We start from the raw sequence: 21,866 nt of genomic DNA on the forward strand, positions 1-21,866 counted from the left end.
GCTTACCGTTCAGGATGAAAAGTTTTTTGTTACCGGAAAGCTACCACAGCTACAGACTTTGTGTGATTACAATTGTGTAATGTTGGAACGCACTGTTTATAAATTACATTTCTGTCATTTTTCGCCGTAACGTTTTTTCTTCTGTACGATGAACATCACTAAGGCCACAGGTAAACCCGGCCGGTAATTGTTTATTCTTATTTTACATTCAACGTTAAGGACTGCCACCATGAAAAAAGTAAAGCTTATCCCTCTTGTGATCCTGATTTCCGCTTCGTCCGCATGGGCACAGCAGCATCCTGAAACAGTACTAGATAACACTGATAACCGTGTTTCTGTCTCTGCGATGAATGAGCATGAACGTGCCATTCTTGCGCATGAGAGCATGGATAATGCAAACTCAGCTGCGCATCAGAGCATTATCGATATGCACCGTAAAATGATGCTGGAAGAGAAATAACGGATAGTATGTGGACAGAAAATTCGCCCGGAGTTTTCTGTTCTTCCTTGCCACTGCATCCGGGATGTGTTGTGTATTACCCTCATCATTAATGTATTTCCGGTAAATCTTCTTTCAGGCTGATTTCAGCCGGCCCGCTGACTGTGGCGGGCTACATTTTTATATTTTAAACATTCTTTTTACCGCAGCCCCCGGTTTACTCAACGTGCAGTAAGGTGTAACTGTATTTCCCTTTTCTCACCCGGTTCAGGTCTTGTCTGCCAGCTAATCGCCCTAACCTGCACTGCAATCTGCGATTTATCTTCAGGTTAAGCCTGAAAGGCCTCATGTTGAAACGGTAGAAAGCATCAAAATGAATATACAACCGCTTACAGGATATCATCAGAGCCTATAGATTTTGTAAGTCAGTTTTTTACATTTCATGTCGTATACGCCGCTATTATGCATAATGAAAAACTCTAAACCGTTCAGAAAGGTGTGCTCTTGCTTCAGCCGTGAATATTTAAAATAATTGCCAGAGGAATTGATTAATGTGATTTGGCATCACTCAAAAAACAAGCGACATTAAGCAAATTATTTATTGAGAAACATCACACTCAGCCATGTAAAAAAACTAAGCTGATTGAAACAGCTTCAACAGAACTCCTCGCCATTAGTTCAAAGCGATAACATCTTCAATTGCAGCAGGAAAATAAAAATTAAATCTTATAAAAAAGATGTTTATTTTTTGTAAGCGTTGCAAAAAAGCCCCATATAGGGGCTAATTTGAATAAAGGGATCGTATCTTTAAGGTAAGAATATCTACATCTGCAAAAACATTAAGGACTGATATAGCAACCCGCTTCCGTCAGTTTTACTTCATACCGCGATGTATTGCAGCCATTGACTGGTGTGCTTCTGACTGGCCGTTACTCATATTTTCGTGGGCAACGGCGGCCCTTTCATGTTCATCCATTTCTGCAAAAGATGGCGCGGTACTTGATTTCATGCCGGCCATATCATCTGACATTTTCTGATGGTTCTTCGCCATTTTCTGATGGGCATCAGAAGCACCATTTTTCATGGAATTATGAACATTAAGGGCCTGTTCATGCTGATCCATACTCTTCATTTGTAATACTTCCCCCCTGACAGATTCAGGAACGGATGAAAACTGTTGCTGATGCGCTGCCGCCTGGGCATTATTAACATGCTCATGAATGTTGATATTTCCATCCGCCCAGGCTGAAGGAATTAAGCTAAGTCCGACAGAGGAAGCGAAGATTAAACTTTTCATAATAAGTTTCCCGTTGATAATGGAATAAATAACGGACTGTCAAAGATGTCATCAACTAAAGAACTTACAAGCCAGACTGATTTCATCTTAAAAAAAGATAATATGCGTAACTCAGTGCCTGTATTCCGTTGATATTGATCCATAAAGACTGTTCCGCCTGCTTAGTGAGGACGATTCTACCTGCTTAATTCTGTTGAAGGCATGACAGCTTAATGACATCTCTGTAATATATTTATTATTCATCGAAAAAACTGGAGACATTCGGGACACTATGCAGCCATTCTGGGTAATAGCAATATGAATCGTGTCGAAACTGTATCTGATTCGACCCACAGTTTCCCGTGATGAGCGTTTACGATTGACTTTACAATCGCCAGACCAATCCCACTGCCTTCTCCCTTTCTTTGCCGCGATGGATCGACGCGATAAAACCGATCAAACAAACGTGGCAGGTGTTCTGCAGGTATCGGTTTCCCTGGATTTTCAACTATAAGCTGAACACTATTCTCATTCCCCGCAATGGTTACAGTCACTGTCTTCCCTGACTGCGTATAACGCAGAGCGTTAGACAGAAGATTATTTAATGCCCTTCGGTACATAAGTGGGTCTCCTTTAATAAGGCAGCACGACCCGTTTAACTGCAGAGAAACATTGAGTTCTTCTGCCCAGGCTTCGAAAAAATCAAACACCTTGACCACTTCTGTGCGGAGATCAAACATTATCCGTTCGGGGATCAATTGATTATTATCAGCCTGTGCCAGAAAAAGCATATCGCTGACCATTTTTGTCATTCTGTTATACTCTTCAAGGCTGGAATACAACACATCCTCCAGCTCTTTCTGCGTTCTGTGCTGACTTAGCGCGATTTCAGTCTGTGTAACCAGATTGGTTATGGGCGTTCTGATTTCATGGGCGATATCAGCAGAGAAATTTGCCTGTCGCGTAAATACATCCTCAATCTTTTCAATCATATGGTTAAACGATATCACCAGTTGCTCCAGCTCGATGGGAACTTTGGACGGTTCCAGTCTCACATCCAGGTTCTCCGAGGTAATATTTTTAATGGCCTTGCTGACGTTGCGGAGAGGAAGATGACCCTGGCGAACCGCTATGCGGATAATGAAAATTATCAACAGGCTGATTACGAAGGCAATGGCAATTAAATTCTTTTTTAGTGCTTCAAGGTAATGAAGATGAAAGTCAATCGAGAGCCCAATTATCATCTGATACGTCTGTGGTTTTCCGTTAAGCGTTGCTTTGCCTGAAGATGCAACGATTCTGTAAGTCTCCATTTTCATGTCAGAGCCGTTGCGCATAAGTAAAGTTGGCTCTTTTACTGTCCAGAGGAATATTTCCCTGGCCCGACTATGCGCTGTAAAGTTTGATGCATTGACCACAGAACGTAACGTCGCTCCTTGTGGTGAACTGAACAACACGTCACCCCCATCAGTCAAAATAAGAACAGCGACGTTGCGGTAATCTGATATGGATTCTTTGATTTTACTTATTTTTTTTTGGTCCGGAGCTACAGGTGTCTGCAGTATTCTGTTCATCGCGATACTGATTTGTTTCAGATCCCGCACATCCTGCTCTGCAAAGTGTTTTTCAACGGAATGCAGCATAAACCAGGTAAAAGCAAAAAACGCAATTATGGTGGACAGGCTGATAAAGAAGGTTAGTCTCAGTGCGAGAGAGTAAGGGCGCCCTGAGAAATTAAAACGCATCCGGAACCTCCAGGATATATCCCACGCCGCGGACCGTCTGGATCAGCTTAGGCTCATAATCGTTGTCTATCTTTGCCCTGAGGCGTTTTACTGCCACGTCTATAGCATTAGTATCGCTGTCAAAGTTCATATCCCAGACCTGCGATGCAATCAGCGAACGGGGCAGCACCTCTCCCTGATGACGAATGAAGAATTCCAGTAGAGAGAACTCCTTACTCGTCAGCAAGATACGTTTCCCTGCGCGGCTAACCTTTCTTGAAACAAGGTCTACCATCAGATCAGCCACCTTAAACTGGCTTTCCGTGATGACTGTGTTACCCCGTCGTAAAAGTGTCCTGACTCGGGCAAGAAGCTCAGCAAACGCAAATGGTTTAATCAGGTAATCGTCCGCGCCCAGCTCAAGTCCTTTAACCCGGTGCTCAATGGTGCCGAGAGCCGTAAGCAGCAAAACAGGCATACCTTTACCTGCGGCACGAAGCATACGAATAATATCCCAGCCGTTTACATCCGGGAGCATGATATCCAGAATCAGTAAATCATATTCGGCTGTTATGGCGAGATGATATCCGGTCAGACCATTATCGGCGTGATCAACTACAAATCCCGCTTCAGTAAGCCCTTTACTGAGGTACTCACCAGTTTTTACTTCATCTTCAACGATCAGTATTTTCATCTTGCTCCCCTGGCTGACTACCCGTGCCATTCATTCTATTTAGCCTAAGCATGTAATCAACGGCTTACGTTAAAAATGACAGCATTGTCATTATCCAGTCACCTGGCAAACAGAGAGCATTCTGTAACATCCCCCTATCAATACTCTGGACTTCATTTGAACCATTTACCAGGCCTGCCTGGAAGAGAAGCGTTATGTTCAAATTAAAACTATTAAGCATCAGCATGATTTTTATACTGGCTGGCTGCGTTTCGCTGGCACCTGACTATCAGCGGCCGGCAGCGCCAGTACCACAGCAGTTTTCTTTGTCACGCAACAGCCTGACGCCAGCGGTAAATGGCTATCAGGATACGGGCTGGCGTATTTTTTTTGTCGATCCCCAGGTTACCCGGCTGATCGATGAAGCCCTGACAAACAACCGTGATTTGAGAATGGCCGCCCTGAAGGTTGAAGAGGCCCGGGCCCAGTTCAACGTCACGGATGCAGACCGTTATCCCCAGTTGAATGCCTCATCCGGGATCACCTACCGCGTTGGTCTGAAAGATGACAAGCCGACCGCACAGGAGTACGACGCGGGTCTGGAGCTCAGCTATGAACTCGATTTTTTCGGCAAGCTTAAGAACATGAGTGAAGCTGACCGCCAGAACTATTTTGCCAGCGAAGAAGCCCGTCGGGCCGTACACATCCTGCTGGTATCCAACGTTTCACAGAGCTATTTCAGCCAGCAACTGGCGTACGAACAACTCCGTATTGCGCGGGAAACGCTGAAAAATTATCAACAGTCTTATGCTTTCGTTGAGCAACAGCTGGTGACCGGGAGTACGAACGTTCTGGCGCTTGAACAGGCCAGGGGACAAATCGAAAGTACCCGCGCTGAGATAGCCAAACGAGAAGGCGATCTGGCGCAGGCAAACAATGCTCTGCGACTGCTGGTGGGAACCTACCGCGCACTTCCGTCAGAAAAAACGATGAAAGGTGGTGAGATCGCACCAGTAAAACTGCCACCAAACCTGTCGTCACAAATTTTACTGCAGCGCCCGGATATCATGGAAGCGGAATACCAGCTCAAAGCAGCTGATGCCAATATTGGCGCAGCGCGAGCGGCGTTTTTCCCATCTATTACCCTGACCAGTAGTCTTTCCGCAAGCAGTACGGAGCTGTCCAGCCTCTTTACGCCAGGAAGCGGAATGTGGAATTTTATTCCCAAAATTGAAATTCCTGTTTTTAATGCCGGCAGGAACAAAGCCAATTTGAAATTGGCCGAAATTCGCCAGCAACAGTCGGTGGTTAACTACGAACAAAAAATTCAGTCCGCCTTTAAGGATGTATCCGATACGCTTGCGCTGCGGGACAGCCTTAACCAGCAACTTGAGGCACAGCAGCGTTATCTCGATTCACTTCAGATAACCCTCCAGCGTGCCAGAGGATTATATTCAAGTGGTGCTGTCAGCTACATTGAAGTGCTGGACGCAGAACGCTCCCTGTTCACGACACAGCAAACCATTCTCGATCTTACATATTCCCGGCAGGTTAACGAAATCAATCTATTCACCGCACTGGGTGGCGGTTGGGTACAGTAAATTTATTTAATTAATCAGGAAATAAAAAATGCGTAATTCACTTAAAGCCGTTTTATTGGGCGCCTTCTCTGTCATGTTTTCTGCCGGTCTTCATGCTGAAATACATCACCATGGCGATATGAATGCTGCCAGTGATGCTTCGTCACAGCAAATTATTAATAGCAACGGTGTCGTTAAAGACATTGATATGAACAGTAAAAAAATCACCATTTCGCACGAAGCTATCCCTGAGGTGGGCTGGCCTGCAATGACCATGCGCTTCACCTTTATGAATGCAGACGACACCATTAATGCGCTGAAAACCGGTAACCACGTTGATTTCTCGTTTATTCAGCAGGGAAATATCTCCTTACTCAAAAGCATTAACGTTACGCAATCCTGACTGTCAGCCCGGAGCGAATACATCCAGTGTGCCTGAACATTTAAAAAGAGATTTCTGTGAATTAATGATCAGGCGCATATGTCAGGTGTTTTGATTTTTCAGCGAGAAATTGTATGGCTTCTTTAAAGATAAAATATGCTGCAATAATTATCAGCAGCCTGATAGCAGGAGGGCTGATATCGGTTACTGCCTTGCAGTATGTAAACCCGGAACAAAAAACAGTACAAACGGAACTAAAGGCACCGGAGCGAAAGATACTTTTCTGGTATGACCCGATGAAACCGGATACGAAATTTGATAAACCCGGAAAATCACCCTTTATGGACATGGACCTGGTGCCAAAATATGCAGATGAAAGCGGCGAGAAAATCAGCGATGGGATCCGTATTGATCCAACGCTGGTTCAGAACCTGGGATTAAAAACGCAAAAAGTCACACGCGGAATGCTGAATTATTCTCAGACAATACCGGCCAATGTTAGTTACAACGAGTATCAGTTTGTCATTGTGCAGGCTCGCTCTGACGGTTTCGTCGAAAAAGTGTATCCCCTGACGATTGGCGATCATGTGAAGGAAGGTACACCGCTTATCGATATTACCATTCCGGAATGGGTGGAAGCACAAAGTGAGTTTCTACTGTTATCTGGCACCGGAGGGACACCAACGCAAATTAAAGGTGTGCTTGAACGACTTCGTCTGGCCGGAATGCCGGAAAAGGATATCCAGAAACTGCGGTCAACCCGGAGTATTCAGACCCGGTTTACCATTAAGGCACCGATAGATGGTGTCATTACGGCGTTTGACCTGCGCACTGGTATGAATATCTCAAAAGATAAAGTGGTGGCACAGATTCAGGGGATGGATCCGGTCTGGATCAGTGCGGCAGTACCCGAATCCATCGCCTATCTCCTGAAAGACACCTCTCAATTTGAAATTTCAGTACCGGCCTATCCGGATAAATCGTTCCATGTAGAAAAATGGAACATTCTTCCCAGCGTCGATCAAACCACCCGGACCCTGCAGGTACGTCTGCAGGTATCAAACAAGGACGAACGTCTTAAACCGGGCATGAATGCCTATCTGAAACTGAATACCCGGAGCCAGGAAATGTTGCTGATCCCGTCGCAGGCCGTTATTGACACCGGTAAAGAACAGCGCGTGATCACTGTCGATGCAGAAGGTCGGTTTGTGCCAAAAAAGGTCCACGTTCTCCACGAATCTCAGCAACAGTCCGGTATCGGCACCGGCCTCAATGAAGGCGATATGGTGGTAGTCAGCGGCATGTTCCTGATTGACTCCGAAGCCAACATTACGGGCGCACTGGAACGTATGCGTCATCCGGAAACAACGGACGGCACAATGCCGCCAATGTCCGCTCCGTCTGCAAATACACATTCCGGTCATTGAGGAGACGATGATGATTGAATGGATTATACGGCGATCGGTTGCCAACCGTTTCCTCGTTATGATGGCCGCTCTGTTTCTTAGTGTCTGGGGCACCTGGACTATCATCAACACCCCTGTGGATGCGCTACCCGATCTGTCCGATGTACAGGTAATTATCAAGACCAGCTATCCTGGTCAGGCTCCGCAGATTGTTGAAAACCAGGTTACATATCCGCTCACGACCACCATGCTGTCGGTACCCGGTGCCAAGACCGTGCGCGGTTTTTCCCAGTTCGGCGATTCCTATGTGTATGTCATTTTTGAGGACGGGACCGATCTGTACTGGGCCCGCTCACGTGTGCTGGAATACCTTAATCAGGTTCAGCGGAAACTGCCTGCCGGTGTAAGCTCGGAAATCGGGCCTGATGCCACAGGTGTGGGTTGGATATTTGAATATGCTCTGGTTGATCACAGCGGAAAACATGACCTTTCCGAACTGCGCTCCCTGCAGGACTGGTTCCTGAAATTTGAACTGAAAACTATCCCTAACGTCGCGGAAGTTGCATCAGTAGGCGGCGTGGTCAAGCAGTACCAAATTCAGGTTAACCCGGAGAAACAGACCCAGTACGGCATCAGCCTGCCTGAAGTAAAACAGGCCCTTGAGTCATCTAACCAGGAAGCCGGTGGCTCATCCGTTGAAATCGCCGAAGCGGAGTACATGGTCCGGGCCAGCGGTTACCTCCAGTCCATAGACGATTTCAATAACATCGTCCTGAAAACCGGAGAAAACGGTGTACCGATTTATCTGCGGGACGTGGCCCGCGTGCAGACCGGGCCTGAAATGCGGCGTGGTATAGCAGAGCTTAACGGTCAGGGAGAAGTCGCCGGCGGCGTCGTGATCCTGCGGTCGGGTAAAAATGCGCGCGACGTTATCACTGCAGTGAAAGATAAACTGGAGACCCTGAAGGCAAGTTTGCCTGAGGGCGTTGATATTGTGACTACCTACGATCGCAGCCAGTTAATTGACCGGGCCATTGACAACCTCAGCTACAAACTCCTGGAAGAGTTTATCGTGGTAGCCATCGTCTGCGCCCTGTTTCTGTGGCATGTTCGTTCTGCCCTGGTGGCGATTATTTCTCTGCCCCTTGGTCTGTGTATCGCCTTTATTGTCATGCATTTCCAGGGGCTGAACGCCAATATAATGTCGCTGGGAGGGATCGCCATTGCGGTAGGGGCGATGGTGGATGCCGCCATCGTGATGATTGAAAATGCGCATAAACGGCTGGAAGAGTGGGATCATCAGCATCCGGATGAGCAGATTGACAACGCAACCCGCTGGAAGGTTATCACCGATGCCTCCGTTGAAGTGGGGCCTGCGCTGTTTATCAGTCTGCTGATCATTACCCTGTCCTTTATTCCTATTTTTACCCTGGAAGGACAGGAAGGTCGTCTCTTTGGTCCACTGGCCTTTACGAAAACCTACTCCATGGCGGGCGCGGCCGCGCTGGCCATCATCGTCATCCCGATTCTGATGGGATTCTGGATCCGGGGGAAGATTCCTGCCGAGACCAGCAATCCTCTGAACCGGCTGCTGATTAAAGCGTATCATCCTTTGCTGCTGCGGGTACTTCACTGGCCAAAAACAACCCTGCTGGTTGCGACCTTATCCATCTTCACGGTTATCTGGCCCCTGAGTCAGGTGGGCGGCGAGTTTCTGCCGAAGATAAACGAGGGCGACCTGTTGTATATGCCCTCAACATTGCCGGGCGTATCGCCGGCAGAGGCCGCTGCGATCTTACAGACCACGGATAAGCTCATCAAAACCGTACCTGAAGTAGCTTCTGTTTTTGGCAAGACCGGGAAGGCCGAGACCGCGACGGATTCCGCGCCGCTCGAAATGATGGAAACCACGATCCAGCTCAAACCAGAGGATCAGTGGCGGCCCGGCATGACGATTGACAAGATTATTGACGAACTCGATAAAACGGTCCGTTTACCCGGACTGGCTAACCTCTGGGTGCCCCCCATCCGTAACCGTATTGATATGCTCTCAACCGGGATCAAAAGTCCGATAGGTATCAAGGTGTCAGGTACTGTTCTGTCCGATATCGATGCAACGGCGCAGAGCATTGAGGCGGTAGCCAAAACCGTGCCGGGCGTGGTATCTGCTCTGGCTGAGCGACTGGAGGGTGGGCGCTACATTGGCATCGATATTAACCGTGAAAAAGCCTCCCGCTACGGGATGACGGTGGGTGATGTCCAGCTGTTCGTCTCCTCAGCCATCGGCGGCGCGACGGTGGGGGAAACGGTTGAGGGCGTGGCCCGGTATCCGATTAATATCCGTTACCCGCAGGATTACCGGAACAGTCCGCAGGCGCTGAAACAGATGCCGATTCTGACACCGATGAAGCAGCAAATCACGCTGGGGGATGTAACTGACGTTAGGGTCGTTTCCGGACCAACCATGCTGAAAACAGAAAATGCCCGGCCTGCCAGCTGGATTTATATTGATGCGCGCGGCAGGGATATGGTTTCGGTGGTAAACGATATTAAGACGGCCATCAGCAAGAAAGTGAAACTTAGACCGGGTACCAGTGTGTCATTCTCCGGTCAATTTGAGTTACTTGAGCACGCCAACAAGAAACTGAAACTGATGGTACCGATGACGGTGATGATCATTTTCATTCTGTTATACCTCGCCTTCCGCCGGGCTGATGAAGCCCTGCTGATCCTGATGAGTCTTCCGTTTGCCCTGGTCGGGGGAATATGGTTCCTCTACTGGCAGGACTTCCACATGTCTGTGGCGACCGGAACCGGATTTATCGCCCTGGCTGGGGTGGCGGCAGAATTTGGAGTGGTCATGCTGATGTATCTGCGTCATGCCATTGAAGCACACCCGGAATTGTCCCACCGAGAGACATTCACATCTGAAAGTCTTGATGAAGCCCTCTACCATGGTGCAGTTCTGCGTGTCCGGCCAAAAGCCATGACCGTGGCAGTGATCATTGCGGGTCTGCTACCCATTCTCTGGGGAACGGGAGCAGGCTCAGAAGTCATGAGTCGGATTGCAGCACCCATGATTGGGGGGATGATCACAGCTCCGCTTCTATCACTGTTCATTATTCCTGCTGCCTACAAATTAATCTGGCTGCGTAGGCATAAAGCAAGGATATTATGATATCAAAAGGCCCTCTGTCAGAGAGGGCCTTTATATCAGGATAGGTATCAAAACTGCACTATAGCCATTATGAAAAGAGCGGTGTCAGTGATGCTGTCCCTCTCTTTTTCAGAGCCTACCTTGGTAGCATAACGCAGACAATATAAGCCAACTACATCTCCTGTAACTGCCCGCCCTAATCCGATAGGCAGCAGCCCTGCTAATTACGCAACAGGCGCAGACCGTTTGCCACGACAAGCAGGCTTGCCCCCACATCCGCGAATACGGCCATCCACATGGTCCCCATACCGGCAATGGTCAGGGCCAGGAATACTGCCTTGATCCCAATAGCCATAACGATATTCTGAACCAGAATGTTATACGTCTGCCGGGAGAGTCGGACAAAAGCCGGAACTTTACGCAAATCGTCATCCATGAGGGCCACATCGGCCGTCTCGATGGCGGTATCCGTGCCCATTGCACCCATGGCAAAGCCGATATCGGCGCGGGCCAGCGCCGGTGCATCATTGATGCCGTCGCCTACCATGCCGGTCGTGCCCTGCGCCGTAAATGTTTCTACAGCACGCAGTTTATCTTCCGGCAGTTGATCCCCCCGCGCCTCATCAATACCAACCTGACCGGCAATGGCCTGCGCCGTGTGCGCATTGTCTCCGGTCAACATGAGCGTTTTGACGCCCAGACTATGCAACTGACTTATCGCCTCGCGGCTGCTTTCCTTCACCGTATCAGCCACCGCAAACAGCCCAAGCACCTGATGAGTGTCACAGAGCATGATGACCGTTTTACCGACGTTCTCCAGTTCCATTAATGCAGCCCTGACCGCTTCCGGGCAGCGCACCGTTTCTTCAGCCAGCCTCAGATTGCCCAGACTGTAGGTTTCACCGTTGATGACGCCACGCACGCCGCGGCCTGGCAGCGCCTCAAAGTTTTCCACTTCATAACGCCGAATGCCATCTGATGCCGCCGATACAGCCTGCGAAACCGGATGATCGGAGTAACCTGCCAGGCTCACAGCCAGCTTGCGCCCCTCCTCTTCTGCCACCCCGGTATAGATAATCGCATCCGTCTGTACCGGCTTACCGTGCGTCAGGGTGCCGGTCTTGTCGAGCGCCAGCCACTTCAGCTTTCGGCCCTCTTCAAGATAAACGCCGCCCTTGATAAATATCCCCCGGCGAGCTGCTGCCGTCAGGCCGCTGACAATGGTCACTGGCGTGGAAATGACGAGCGCACAAGGGCAGGCAATAACCAGCATAACCAGCGCCTTGTAAATCCACTCCTGCCAGCTTTCACCTGCAATCAGTGGCGGGAGAACGGCAACTGCGACGGCAATAGCAAACACCAAAGGGGTATAAATTTGTGCAAAGCGGTCAACAAAGCGCTGCGTAGGGGCTTTTGCCCCCTGCGCTTCCTCCACGGCATGAATGATACGCGCCAGCGTGGTATTTCCGGCAGCGGCCGTTACCCGGTACTCAAAGCCACCGGAGCCGTTGACCGTCCCGGCGAAGACCGGGTCACCTTCCCCTTTATCCACCGGCAGACTTTCGCCGGTAATAGGTGCCTGATTAATGGCAGTCCTGCCCCGGACCACCGTGCCGTCGAGGGCGATACGCTCGCCCGGCTTTACCCTGACCACGCTGTTAAGGGATACAGACCTGGCCTCAGTTTCTTTCCAGGAGCCGTCTGGTTGCTGAACCGTGGCGGTTTCAGGCGTCAGCTTCATCAGAGAGCCAATGGCATTGCGGGCGCGATCAAGAGACTTCGCTTCAATCAGTTCCGCAACCGTGAACAGTACCATTACCATGGCGGCTTCAGGCCACTGTCCGAGCGCCAGCGCCCCGGTGACGGCAATACTCATCAGGGCGTTGATGTTCAGGTTGCCGTTGCGAAGAGCAATCCAGCCTTTTTTGTACGTGGACAGGCCACAGGCCGCAACGGCAGCAAGAGCAAGAGCCGCTTCCAGCCATTCCGGCATGCCCGCCCAATGCATGGCTTCGGCGGCGATTGCCGCCACACCGGCAAACGCGAGCGGCCACCAGGGTTTTTTCTTTTCCTCAGTAACCGCGTGACGGCCATTGCTGTCAGGAAGTTCAGGTTCAAAGCCCAGCGAACGAATGGCGGCCAGAACAGGCTCCAGCGCATTCGGTGCGTGAACTACCGTCAGTACGCGCTGCATAAGATTGAAATCCAGCTCCTTGACGACTGACATGCCGTCCAGCTTTTTGCGAATCATGCCCTCTTCAACCGGGCAGTCCATCTGCATGATCCTGATACTGGTACGCACCCCTTCAGCGGTCACCTGCTGGGTCTGCAGCTCACCGAATGTGACAGGGGCAGGCGCGCAGCAAGAACCGCCGGTACTTTCCGCCTCACGGGCTGAACAGCAGTTGCCTTCAGGCTGCATTGCTTTATCAATCGGTTCCGGGTCAAAACCCAGCGAGCGCACCGCCTGCAGAACCGGTTCCAGCGCCTGCGGCGTATGGGTCACGGTGAGCACCCTCTGAATCAGATTGAATTCAAGATTGCTGACGGCAGGTAGTTTTGCCAGTTTTTTTCGGAGGAGCGCCTCCTCCGTCGGACAGTCCATCTGCATGATGCGCAGACGCGTCTGAACGTCATCGTTGCGGGGATGCTCTGCAACCAGTTCGGACACCTGGCTCAGGCCGTCCGTTGAGCAGCAGCTCCCGGTGCTGCAACAAGCCGGTGTGGTCTCAGTCGTTTTTGGTGGCATCTTCCCGGAAGCCTCAGTCGGGGCAGTTGCGGTATTTTTAACAGACGCCTCCTCTACGGTTGCGGCTGATCCACATTTTTTATTACTGCAGCAGTCACTCATTTTTTTATCCCGTTCATAACGTATACTGGCATTAAAGACCCTGATGTAACTACAGGGTCAAGCTCAGAAGAGGTGTGATATGAAAATTGGTGAACTGGCCCGCCAGGCGGGATGTCCTGTAGAGACGGTACGTTATTATGAGCGAGAGGGGCTTTTGCAGGCCGCATTGCGGGACCAGACTAATAACTACCGCCATTACGACAGCGCACATCTCGAAAGGCTTATGTTTATCCGGCGCTGTCGGGCGCTGGATATGACCCATGAAGAAATCCGGGTGCTGCTGCAGGCGCGAAGCCAGCCTGACGCAGACTGCGGTAAGGTTAATGCCCTGATAAATGAACATCTGAACCACGTTCAGGCCCGTATTCGTGAACTGAATATGCTGGAAAAGCAACTGTTTGAGCTCCGGAGCCACTGCAATGCCAACCGGGCAACACGGGACTGCGGTATTCTGCGCGAACTGGAGCAGGCAGAAGAGCCTGAGGATATCGTGCCGGTTATCACTGCAGGTCATCTGGCCGGAAGCCACTCTTGCTGATGCTGCTTTCTGCTGTAAGTAGAACGGTTCACTAAAGCAACAGGCTTTTTTTGTGATGTTACTTCGTCATGCCCGGCCATTCAGGTTGCTGAAAGTATGCTGCCGTTAAAATCTGTGTGACATCGTTTAACCGCTATTCCCTCATTAAGCTGTACAGAAAAGCCTGTAAGCACGTCACAACATATATGAATTTATCAATATAAAATTGACCTTTCGTCTGCAGAAGACGAGACTTGTTGCTGTCCGCCACGAAGGAGAAATTATGCCGTCACTTCTGCCCCTGCAACTTTTTAAGAATCTTTCTGACGAAACCCGGCTCAGCCTGGTGCTGTTGTTGCGCGAAAAAGGGGAGCTCTGCGTCTGCGAGCTTGTATCTATCCTGAAAGAAACACAGCCAAAAATATCGCGGCACCTGGCCCTGCTCAGAGAGAGTGGACTGCTTATCGACAGGCGCGACGGCAAGTGGATCCATTACCGGTTATCGCCACACATGCCTGCGTGGGCAGCAGCGGTCATTGAGCAGGCATATCTGTGTCAGCGGGATGAAATTCTTCATCTCAGTCAGCAGGCTGAGCGTGATAACGCAACCACCAACGGCAAAGCTGTCTGCATGTAAAAATTTTATCTAAACACATTCGATTAAACGAATATATTTACAGGGTACACTTAGCAGCCCGCTTTAACGGGCAGGTATAATTAAGAAGGAGAGAGTATGTTTCTGGCGGGTGCGATTTTTATCCTGACCCTGATACTGGTGATCTGGCAGCCGAAAGGGCTCAGCATTGGCTGGAGTGCCGTTATCGGCGCCGCACTGGCGCTGCTGACCGGCGTGGTACACATCGGGGACATTCCTGTAGTCTGGCAGATTGTCTGGAACGCCACGGCCACGTTTATTGCGGTCATCATTATCAGCCTGCTGCTTGATGAGTCCGGCTTTTTTGAGTGGGCCGCGCTGCACGTTTCACGCTGGGGCGGCGGCAGGGGCCGGCTGCTGTTCACGTATATCGTTCTGCTGGGTGCGGCGGTAGCCGCCCTGTTCGCCAATGACGGGGCAGCGCTTATTCTGACGCCGATCGTTATCGCCATGCTGCTGGCGCTGGGCTTCAGCCCGGGCGCCACGCTGGCGTTTGTGATGGCGGCAGGCTTCATCGCTGATACCTCCAGCCTGCCGCTCATCGTGTCGAACCTGGTGAACATTGTCACGGCAGACTTCTTTAAACTGGGTTTCAGCGAGTATGCCTCGGTGATGGTGCCGGTGAATATCGCGTCCGTGGCCGCCACGCTGGTGATGCTGCACCTGTTTTTCCGCAGGGACATCCCGGCCACTTACGACCTGGCGAAGCTGAAGGCGCCGCGTGAGGCCATTCGCGATGCGCGTACCTTTAAAACCGGCTGGATTGTTCTCATCCTGCTGCTGATCGGCTTCTTTGCCCTCGAACCACTCGGCGTGCCGGTCAGCCTTGTGGCCGCGGTGGCGGCGTTTATTCTCTGGCTGGTAGCCCGGAAAGGCAATGTGATTGATACCGGAAAGGTACTGAAAGGTGCGCCCTGGCAGATCGTTATCTTCTCGCTGGGCATGTACCTGGTGGTATACGGACTACGCAATGCCGGGCTAACTGATTACCTTTCTGCCGCCCTGAACCGGTTTGCAGAGCATGGTGTCTGGGGCGCAACGCTCGGCACCGGCTTTCTGACGGCGGCGCTTTCATCAGTCATGAACAACATGCCTACCGTGCTGGTTGGTGCGCTTTCGATTGACGGCAGCACCGCACAGGGCGTGGTGAAGGAAGCGATGATTTACGCCAACATCATCGGCTGCGACCTCGGCCCGAAGATCACCCCCATCGGCAGCCTCGCTACCCTGCTGTGGCTGCACGTACTGGCGCAAAAAAACATTACTGTCAGCTGGAGCTACTACTTCCGCGTGGGCATCGTGATGACCCTGCCGGTACTTTTTGTGACGCTGACCGCGCTGGCCCTGCGCCTGTCTGTTTAACCTTAACCCCGGAGCTGTGCCTGTGCAGCGCCTTTACGGAGTACCGCTTATGACTGACATCACCATTTATCACAACCCGGCGTGCGGGACGTCCCGCAACACCCTGGCGCTTATCCGCAACAGCGGCACCGAACCCAAGGTTATTCTGTATCTGGAAACACCGCCGTCACGCGACGAGCTGAAGAAGCTGATTGCGGACATGGGCATCAGCTTACGCGCCCTGCTGCGCAAGAATACCGAACCGTACGAGCAGCTCGGCCTTGCAGAAGACCGCTTCAGCGATAACGAACTGCTCGATGCCATGCTGGCTCATCCGATCCTTATTAATCGCCCGGTGGTGGTGACGCCGCTCGGAACGAAGCTCTGCCGTCCGTCCGAAGCGGTTCTCGACATTCTGCCAGATCCGCAGCAGGGAGCGTTTACCAAAGAGGATGGCGAAGTGGTCATTGATGAGCACGGTCACCGCGTCAGCCACTGATTTTTCACCAGGCTGCAGACATAACGAGTGTGAAAAAAGCCGGCATCTGCCGGCTTTTTTATATGCTGCGCTGGTTGACCCGCTCTGAGAGCTGAGCGGCACTCTCTTTCCTTTCACTGTAGCGGTCGGTCAGGCAGTTGCTTCGCCCGCGCGTCAGCAGGGTGAACTTCATCAGTTCCTCCATGACGTCCACGATGCGGTCGTAATACGAAGAAGGCTTCATGCGGCCGTCCTCATCAAACTCGGCCCAGGCTTTCGCCACGGATGACTGGTTCGGGATAGTGATCATGCGCATCCAGCGCCCGAGAATGCGCATCTGATTTACGGCGTTGAAGGACTGTGAGCCGCCGCTGACCTGCATCACTGCAAGGGTTTTTCCCTGTGACGGCCGGACCGCACCGGACGTCAGCGGTATCCAGTCAATCTGCGTCTTCATGATGCCGGTCATGGCACCGTGACGCTCCGGCGAGCACCAGACCATGCCTTCTGACCAGAGTACCAGCTCGCGGAGCTCTGCAACCTTCGGGTGCGTCTCCGGGGCGTCATCCGGCAGCGGCAGGCCGGACGGATTGAATATTTTAACTTCCGCGCCCATGGCCATCAGCAGCCGGGCGGCCTCCTCCGTGGCGAGACGGCTGTAAGAGCGCTCACGCAGCGAGCCGTAGAGCATCAGGATGCGGGGCGGGTGTGCCACCTCTGCTGCCTTCAGCTTTTCTTCCGTCAGCGGTGCATCCAGGAGCGTCGGATCGATATTGTTCAGGGCATCATTCACGTTATTCACAATGGAGTCTCTTTAAGGGTAATAGCGGTGAACAGGCTGCAGTCGCTGCCGCCGGCGCAGCACTCTTCAGTCAGAAAAGCCATCAGCTGCTCAAGCTGCGAATAACAGGGCCTGCAGAACAGGGTTCGGCTCTGACGTTCCTGACTTATGAGGCCAGCGGACATCAGCGCAGAAAGATGATGGCTGAGCGTGGAGGCAGGAATAGCCAGTCTTTTCTGGATGTCACCCACGGGCAGTCCTTCAGGCCCGGCTTTCACCAGTTCACGGTAAACTCCCAGTCGCGTCACGTGTCCCAGTTCCCTGAGAGCATTAGCAGCATTTTGTATGTCCATGCCATCACCAAATCTATATTTCCAGAATAATGGAAATATAATTTAAAGCTTACTGAATGGTCAAGCCTCTTATTGCCATAAAAGGGCTGCACTCAAAAGGAAAGCCTTTTATACCCTGTTGACCCGGCTGCAGTGGCAGCGCATATAAAAAGGCCATAGCTCAGAATTTCGGTAAAATTTCAGCGATCTGACAACAGCTTTAGCCATAACCGTTTCGCTTCCTCTTGCCAGAAATTTCAGGCTCAATAATACTGTTCATATAAACAGTATAATTTAAAGGAGGATTTTTATGCGCTTTACATTTTTTTTCTTAATCCGTACTCGGCAGCACGTCCGGGACGCCGCGTTATGAAAGCGGTCAGTTGCGCTCAGGGCCTGACGCTGTTATGGCCGCCGATTTTTACCCCAACGGTAAAGGTGCCGCTGTACGCAGATCCCTGCTCAGCTGGTTTTCCCTCCCCTGCTCAGGATTATGTAGAGAAAGAGCTGGACCTGAATGAGCTCTGTATTCGCAGACGGGCGTCCACATTCTTCGTACGGGCCAGTGGCAACAGCATGCAGGAGCTGGGGCTTTATGACGGTGATGTTATGGTGGTCGATCGCGCAGAGCCACCCACGCACGGCGACATCGTCATCGCCGAGGTTGGAGGTGAGTTCACAGTTAAGCGCCTGCAGCTGATCCCACGGGTGGCACTGCTGCCCATGAACCCTGCTTACGCCGCCATCTATCCGGAAGAGCTCCAGCTGCTCGGCGTTGTCACCTGGTTCTTTAACAGTACACGTGCACGTCGGAGATAATTATGCCCATGTTCGGACTGGCTGACGTCAATTCTTTCTATGCCAGCTGTGAGACGCTTTTCCGCCCGGACCTGCGTGGCAGGCCAGTAGTCGTACTTAGTAATAACGATGGCTGCGTTATTGCGCGCTCTGATGGCGCAAAAGCACTGGGCATAAAAATGGGTGCACCGTGGTTCCAGATAAAAACACAGCACTATCCGGAAAAGGTACACGTGTTCAGCTCAAACTATGCGCTTTATCACAGTCTCAGCCAGAGAGTAATGACCGCGCTTGAGGACATAACACCACGCGTCGAACAGTACAGCATCGATGAGATGTTTCTGGATCTTACCGGTATTAACGGCTGTGAGGACTTCGAAGCTTTTGGTCGTCGCCTGCGCGCGCATGTATTTACCACAACGGGTCTTACCGTCGGTGTCGGCATGGGGCCCACTAAAACGCTGGCAAAATCGGCCCAGTGGGCGAGTAAGGAGTGGAAGCAGTTTCGCGGCGTGCTGGCGCTGACGCCGGGTAATCCGAAACGTACCGAAACTCTGCTAGCTAACCAGCCCGTTGAGGAAATATGGGGTGTGGGACGGCGAATCGGTAAGCGACTCAGCCTGATGGGCATCGAAACCGCCCTGCAGCTGTCACGCGCGCGTCCAAAGTTCATTCGCGATAACTTTTCCGTGGTACTGGAACGCACCGTACGCGAGCTGAACGGTGAGTCATGTATTCCGCTGGAAGAACTGCCGCCGGCAAAACAGCAGATAGTCTGCAGTCGCAGCTTCGGGGAGCGCATTACAACAAAAACAGCCATGCAGCAGGCGCTGTGTCAGTACGCTGCACGCGCAGCGGAAAAGCTGCGAGGGGAACGTCAGTACTGCCGCAACATCGGCGTGTTTATCCGGACGTCGCCACACGCCAGCGGTGAGGTGTTTTACGGAAACAGCGCCGGAGAGAAGCTGACACTACCAACACAGGATACGCGGGACATCATTGAGTCTGCGATGCGGTCGCTCGATTGTATCTGGCTTGAGGGTCGCAGATACATGAAAGCAGGCATCATGCTTGATAACTTTACGCCGAACGGCGTAAGCCAGCTAAATCTGTTTGACGATAATCGGCCACGGGCTAACAGCGCACAGCTGATGAAGGTATTGGACGGCATTAACCAGTCAGGACTGGGAAATGTGTGGTTTGCCGGACAGGGGATTAGCATGGAATGGAAAATGAAGCGTGAAATGCTTAGCCCTGCCTGGACCACGCGCTGGTCAGACATTCCTAAAGCACGTGTGCTCTGAGACGGTTATTAATTAAGCTGTTGAATCTGTATTCCACATAAACCATTCAATGAGCACCAGAGTGATGTCATGTATTGAAGAAGTGGTCCCTCGTCTGGAAGTGTATTCAGTGGATGAAGGGTTCTGTGACTGCACCGGTATGGAGATGACAATGCCCTATGAAGATTTTGGCCACATGGTCCGGATGCACGTAAAATCTTGCACCGGATTGACAGTTAGCGTTGGGCTCGGTCCAACCAAAACCCTGGCAAAATCGGCCCAGTGGGCAAGTAAGGAATGGCCACAGTTTCGCGGCGTGCTGGCTTTAACGCCCAATAACCCCGGGCGCATAGAGGCGATGCTTTTCAGACAGCCGGTTGAAGAAGTCTGGGGTGTTGGCTCCAGGATTAGCAAGCGACTTAATCTTCTGGGTATCAAAACCGCGCTCGACCTCTCTCGTGCCTCCCCCACTTTCATCCGTAAAAACTTCAGCGTCGTGCTGGAGCGTACCGTACGGGAGCTCAACGGCGAAGCCTGCATTGAGATGGAGGATGCTCCTCCGCCAAAGCAGCAAATCGTTGTCAGCTGAGTTTCGGAGAACGTATTACAACCTATGATGCGATGCGCCAGGCCATTTGTACCTACGCCGAACGCGTTGGCGAAAAGCTGCGTGCTGATCGGCAGTTCTGCCATCACGTGTCGGTTTTTATCCGCACGTCACCCTTTGATACCGGTCAGCCAGGTTACGGCAGCACTGCGTATGTCAGGCTGCAGGTCGGCACGCAGGACACCCGTGACATTATTGAAGCCGCCGTAAAGTCGCTCGATACTATCTGGCGGCCCGGCTTCCGTTACGCAAAAGCCGGCATCATGCTTGATGAGCTGAGACCAAACGGCATTGCACAACTCAATCTGTTTGATGATGAAACGCCCCGTCCCGGCAGTGAGGCGCTGATGAATCTGATGGATAAAATGAACAGGTCAGGACGATACAACATTGGGTTTGCCGGAAAGGGGATCCAGCCAGAGTGGAGGATGAAGCGGGAGATGCTCAGTCATGCATGGACAACAAACTGGAAGCAGATCCCGGTGGCAAAAGTCTGTTAGGTAGCAAGCCTCCTGACGAATCGAGTAACCAATGTCACCGTGCTCTGTTAACTGGGACTGCAGTCCCAGTTGCTTTTCAAATGAAGTACAGCCTGAAAATATTCGTCCAGCAAGTTCGCCTGGGACCAGGGCAAACCTTAGGTGCCGGGACGATTCAGCATACATTCCTCCAGAATTGATGAACTGGAGAACGGCATCCGGATATGAGACCGGTGTTTATCTATCTGGGACCGCGCTCCCGGTTACCATACGAGTAAGAAAGCGCAGCGAATGTCAGCCGGTTAAGGATGCGTGTGGATACAAGCACTGTATTCATGAATGCGGCCTGCCCACTTGCTGGGACCGCGGTCCCAGCAAGCGGACCGTTGCATACAGCAGCCGCGTTCAGCAACAGCGCAGGCTCTGTCACCGGCTGACTGACGGCGTAACTATCTGTCGTGCGTTGTGTCGTAGGCCAATGGCAAAAGGTGATGGCTGTTCCTTTTTTGTAAATCGTTCCCCGCCCATGACCGGCATTCAGGCTAAATGGTATATCCCGATAATCCGCGAGAGGAAACTCGGACACAGTTGCCGGAGCGGGGAACAGCTGTATCTCAAACCCTCTGCAAGAAAACCTCATTTAAATAGCCGGAAAGATTTACTGTGAAGCCTGACTGCGCACCGGGACCACGGTCCCAGGCAGAATCAAACATGACTGACATGCTGATGCCGCAGTGATGATTCGGGCATAATCCAGACGTTAAGATAATTACTCTTATTGATAATTACTCTTATCGGGGGTGAGCCGGGTATTCATCCACAGCAGAAAAATGCACGGTACCTGGCTGGGACCGCGGTCCCGGACAGGCACCGATCACGACCCGGTGTTAACAAAGAAGGTCAGATAACCTGGTCCAGAGTCACGGTGACCTGAACAATAACGTGTTGTGCTCAGCGGCAGGAACATAAAAATGAAAGTCTGAAGCGGGTGCAGGGGGATGAGAAGGGCGGCCGGAATGCAAATCGGGACCGTGGTCCCAGGAAAGGGAGAGGTATGCCGGCACTGACTGAACGGATCCGAATGTTACCCGGTACAGTGGATCGATT

Annotated in this window: 17 protein-coding genes and 1 pseudogene; 12 read left to right on the forward strand and 6 right to left on the reverse strand. The window is 51.5% G+C overall.

What is annotated here, in order from left to right; translation table 11 throughout:
* The first annotated feature begins 229 nt into the window (after window positions 1–229).
* A complete protein-coding gene (locus ACXI0A_RS00005) occupies window positions 230–460 on the forward strand; it encodes a hypothetical protein (protein ID WP_050680615.1) in 231 nt (76 codons plus the stop codon).
* 853 nt (window positions 461–1,313) lie between these two features.
* On the opposite strand, the gene ACXI0A_RS00010 is transcribed toward ACXI0A_RS00005, so the two are convergent.
* The 3 genes from ACXI0A_RS00010 to ACXI0A_RS00020 form a co-directional block, all read right to left on the reverse strand.
* Window positions 1,314–1,736, reverse strand: coding sequence for a hypothetical protein (locus ACXI0A_RS00010; RefSeq protein WP_039389853.1), 423 nt, complete (start codon window positions 1,734–1,736; stop codon window positions 1,314–1,316).
* Window positions 1,737–2,005: 269 nt separating this feature from the next.
* Entirely contained in the window at window positions 2,006–3,460 is a 1,455-nt protein-coding gene (locus ACXI0A_RS00015) for a Cu(+)/Ag(+) sensor histidine kinase (RefSeq protein WP_050680614.1), read from the reverse strand.
* On the reverse strand, window positions 3,450–4,133 hold the full coding sequence (locus tag ACXI0A_RS00020) for a copper/silver response regulator transcription factor (RefSeq protein ID WP_039389857.1): 684 nt from the start codon (window positions 4,131–4,133) through the stop codon (window positions 3,450–3,452). Before ACXI0A_RS00020 ends, ACXI0A_RS00015 begins: the two co-directional genes overlap by 11 nt.
* 194 nt (window positions 4,134–4,327) lie before the next feature.
* On the opposite strand from ACXI0A_RS00020, the gene silC reads away from it, so the two are divergent.
* The 4 genes from silC to silA all read left to right on the forward strand — a co-directional run bounded on the left by silC (window position 4,328) and on the right by silA (window position 10,658).
* Window positions 4,328–5,713, forward strand: coding sequence for a Cu(+)/Ag(+) efflux RND transporter outer membrane channel SilC (gene silC / locus ACXI0A_RS00025; RefSeq protein ID WP_039389859.1), 1,386 nt, complete (start codon window positions 4,328–4,330; stop codon window positions 5,711–5,713).
* A 28-nt stretch (window positions 5,714–5,741) separates the two neighbouring features.
* Window positions 5,742–6,095 carry a cation efflux system protein CusF gene (gene cusF, locus ACXI0A_RS00030; RefSeq protein WP_039389861.1) on the forward strand — a complete coding sequence of 118 codons (354 nt, stop codon included), beginning with the start codon at window positions 5,742–5,744 and terminating at the stop codon, window positions 6,093–6,095.
* A gap of 113 nt (window positions 6,096–6,208) precedes the next feature.
* Window positions 6,209–7,501, forward strand: coding sequence for an efflux RND transporter periplasmic adaptor subunit (locus tag ACXI0A_RS00035; RefSeq protein ID WP_050680612.1), 1,293 nt, complete (start codon window positions 6,209–6,211; stop codon window positions 7,499–7,501).
* 10 nt (window positions 7,502–7,511) lie between these two features.
* On the forward strand, window positions 7,512–10,658 hold the full coding sequence (gene silA / locus ACXI0A_RS00040; RefSeq protein WP_050680611.1) for a Cu(+)/Ag(+) efflux RND transporter permease subunit SilA: 3,147 nt from the start codon (window positions 7,512–7,514) through the stop codon (window positions 10,656–10,658).
* Window positions 10,659–10,857: 199 nt separating this feature from the next.
* On the opposite strand, the gene ACXI0A_RS00045 is transcribed toward silA, so the two are convergent.
* Window positions 10,858–13,308: a heavy metal translocating P-type ATPase gene (locus ACXI0A_RS00045; RefSeq protein WP_479485180.1), complete on the reverse strand. Its 2,451-nt coding sequence runs from the start codon at window positions 13,306–13,308 to the stop codon at window positions 10,858–10,860.
* Window positions 13,309–13,567: 259 nt separating this feature from the next.
* Here ACXI0A_RS00045 and cadR point away from each other — a divergent pair, with 259 nt between their 5' ends.
* The 4 genes from cadR to arsC all read left to right on the forward strand — a co-directional run bounded on the left by cadR (window position 13,568) and on the right by arsC (window position 16,500).
* On the forward strand, window positions 13,568–14,026 hold the full coding sequence (cadR, locus tag ACXI0A_RS00050; protein ID WP_050680609.1) for a Cd(II)/Pb(II)-responsive transcriptional regulator: 459 nt from the start codon (window positions 13,568–13,570) through the stop codon (window positions 14,024–14,026).
* A 262-nt stretch (window positions 14,027–14,288) separates the two neighbouring features.
* Complete coding sequence (locus tag ACXI0A_RS00055; RefSeq protein WP_006785991.1) at window positions 14,289–14,642, forward strand: metalloregulator ArsR/SmtB family transcription factor; 354 nt, start codon at window positions 14,289–14,291, stop codon at window positions 14,640–14,642.
* Between the two features lie 96 nt (window positions 14,643–14,738).
* The gene (locus ACXI0A_RS00060) at window positions 14,739–16,022 is read left to right on the forward strand and encodes an arsenic transporter (RefSeq protein WP_050680608.1); all 1,284 of its coding nucleotides are present in this window, start codon (window positions 14,739–14,741) and stop codon (window positions 16,020–16,022) included.
* A 49-nt stretch (window positions 16,023–16,071) separates the two neighbouring features.
* Window positions 16,072–16,500: a glutaredoxin-dependent arsenate reductase gene (gene arsC / locus ACXI0A_RS00065; RefSeq protein WP_050680607.1), complete on the forward strand. Its 429-nt coding sequence runs from the start codon at window positions 16,072–16,074 to the stop codon at window positions 16,498–16,500.
* A 58-nt stretch (window positions 16,501–16,558) separates the two neighbouring features.
* On the opposite strand, the gene arsH is transcribed toward arsC, so the two are convergent.
* Complete coding sequence (gene arsH / locus ACXI0A_RS00070) at window positions 16,559–17,281, reverse strand: arsenical resistance protein ArsH (protein ID WP_050680606.1); 723 nt, start codon at window positions 17,279–17,281, stop codon at window positions 16,559–16,561.
* Window positions 17,278–17,613 (reverse strand): ArsR/SmtB family transcription factor, encoded by a 336-nt coding sequence (locus tag ACXI0A_RS00075; RefSeq protein WP_050680605.1) that lies wholly within the window; start codon window positions 17,611–17,613, stop codon window positions 17,278–17,280. The genes arsH and ACXI0A_RS00075 overlap by 4 nt, the downstream gene beginning before the upstream one ends.
* A 348-nt stretch (window positions 17,614–17,961) precedes the next feature.
* On the opposite strand from ACXI0A_RS00075, the gene umuD reads away from it, so the two are divergent.
* From umuD to umuC (ACXI0A_RS00090), 3 genes and pseudogenes are all read left to right on the forward strand, one after another.
* Complete coding sequence (gene umuD, locus ACXI0A_RS00080; RefSeq protein WP_073991704.1) at window positions 17,962–18,411, forward strand: translesion error-prone DNA polymerase V autoproteolytic subunit; 450 nt, start codon at window positions 17,962–17,964, stop codon at window positions 18,409–18,411.
* An 8-nt stretch (window positions 18,412–18,419) separates the two neighbouring features.
* On the forward strand, window positions 18,420–19,694 hold the full coding sequence (umuC, locus tag ACXI0A_RS00085; RefSeq protein WP_476151284.1) for a translesion error-prone DNA polymerase V subunit UmuC: 1,275 nt from the start codon (window positions 18,420–18,422) through the stop codon (window positions 19,692–19,694).
* A 16-nt stretch (window positions 19,695–19,710) separates the two neighbouring features.
* Window positions 19,711–20,780, forward strand: a pseudogene (gene umuC, locus ACXI0A_RS00090) (translesion error-prone DNA polymerase V subunit UmuC); the annotation flags it as partial.
* Window positions 20,781–21,866 lie beyond the last annotated feature (1,086 nt).

The sequence above is a fragment of the Pantoea sp. C1E2 genome (genome assembly GCF_056491465.1).

Bases quoted from the DNA above. Each gene is read 5' to 3' on its own strand.
- cusF (WP_039389861.1), top strand. From the start codon at position 5,742: ATGCGTAATTCACTTAAAGCCGTTTTATTGGGCGCCTTCTCTGTCATG.
- ACXI0A_RS00035 (WP_050680612.1), top strand. From the start codon at position 6,209: ATGGCTTCTTTAAAGATAAAATATGCTGCAATAATTATCAGCAGCCTG.
- umuC (WP_476151284.1), top strand. From the start codon at position 18,420: ATGTTCGGACTGGCTGACGTCAATTCTTTCTATGCCAGCTGTGAGACG.
- ACXI0A_RS00060 (WP_050680608.1), top strand. From the start codon at position 14,739: ATGTTTCTGGCGGGTGCGATTTTTATCCTGACCCTGATACTGGTGATC.
- ACXI0A_RS00010 (WP_039389853.1), bottom strand. From the start codon at position 1,736: ATGAAAAGTTTAATCTTCGCTTCCTCTGTCGGACTTAGCTTAATTCCT.
- ACXI0A_RS00020 (WP_039389857.1), bottom strand. From the start codon at position 4,133: ATGAAAATACTGATCGTTGAAGATGAAGTAAAAACTGGTGAGTACCTC.
- ACXI0A_RS00055 (WP_006785991.1), top strand. From the start codon at position 14,289: ATGCCGTCACTTCTGCCCCTGCAACTTTTTAAGAATCTTTCTGACGAA.
- silA (WP_050680611.1), top strand. From the start codon at position 7,512: ATGATTGAATGGATTATACGGCGATCGGTTGCCAACCGTTTCCTCGTT.
- ACXI0A_RS00015 (WP_050680614.1), bottom strand. From the start codon at position 3,460: ATGCGTTTTAATTTCTCAGGGCGCCCTTACTCTCTCGCACTGAGACTA.
- ACXI0A_RS00005 (WP_050680615.1), top strand. From the start codon at position 230: ATGAAAAAAGTAAAGCTTATCCCTCTTGTGATCCTGATTTCCGCTTCG.
- cadR (WP_050680609.1), top strand. From the start codon at position 13,568: ATGAAAATTGGTGAACTGGCCCGCCAGGCGGGATGTCCTGTAGAGACG.
- ACXI0A_RS00075 (WP_050680605.1), bottom strand. From the start codon at position 17,613: ATGGACATACAAAATGCTGCTAATGCTCTCAGGGAACTGGGACACGTG.
- silC (WP_039389859.1), top strand. From the start codon at position 4,328: ATGTTCAAATTAAAACTATTAAGCATCAGCATGATTTTTATACTGGCT.
- arsC (WP_050680607.1), top strand. From the start codon at position 16,072: ATGACTGACATCACCATTTATCACAACCCGGCGTGCGGGACGTCCCGC.
- umuD (WP_073991704.1), top strand. From the start codon at position 17,962: ATGAAAGCGGTCAGTTGCGCTCAGGGCCTGACGCTGTTATGGCCGCCG.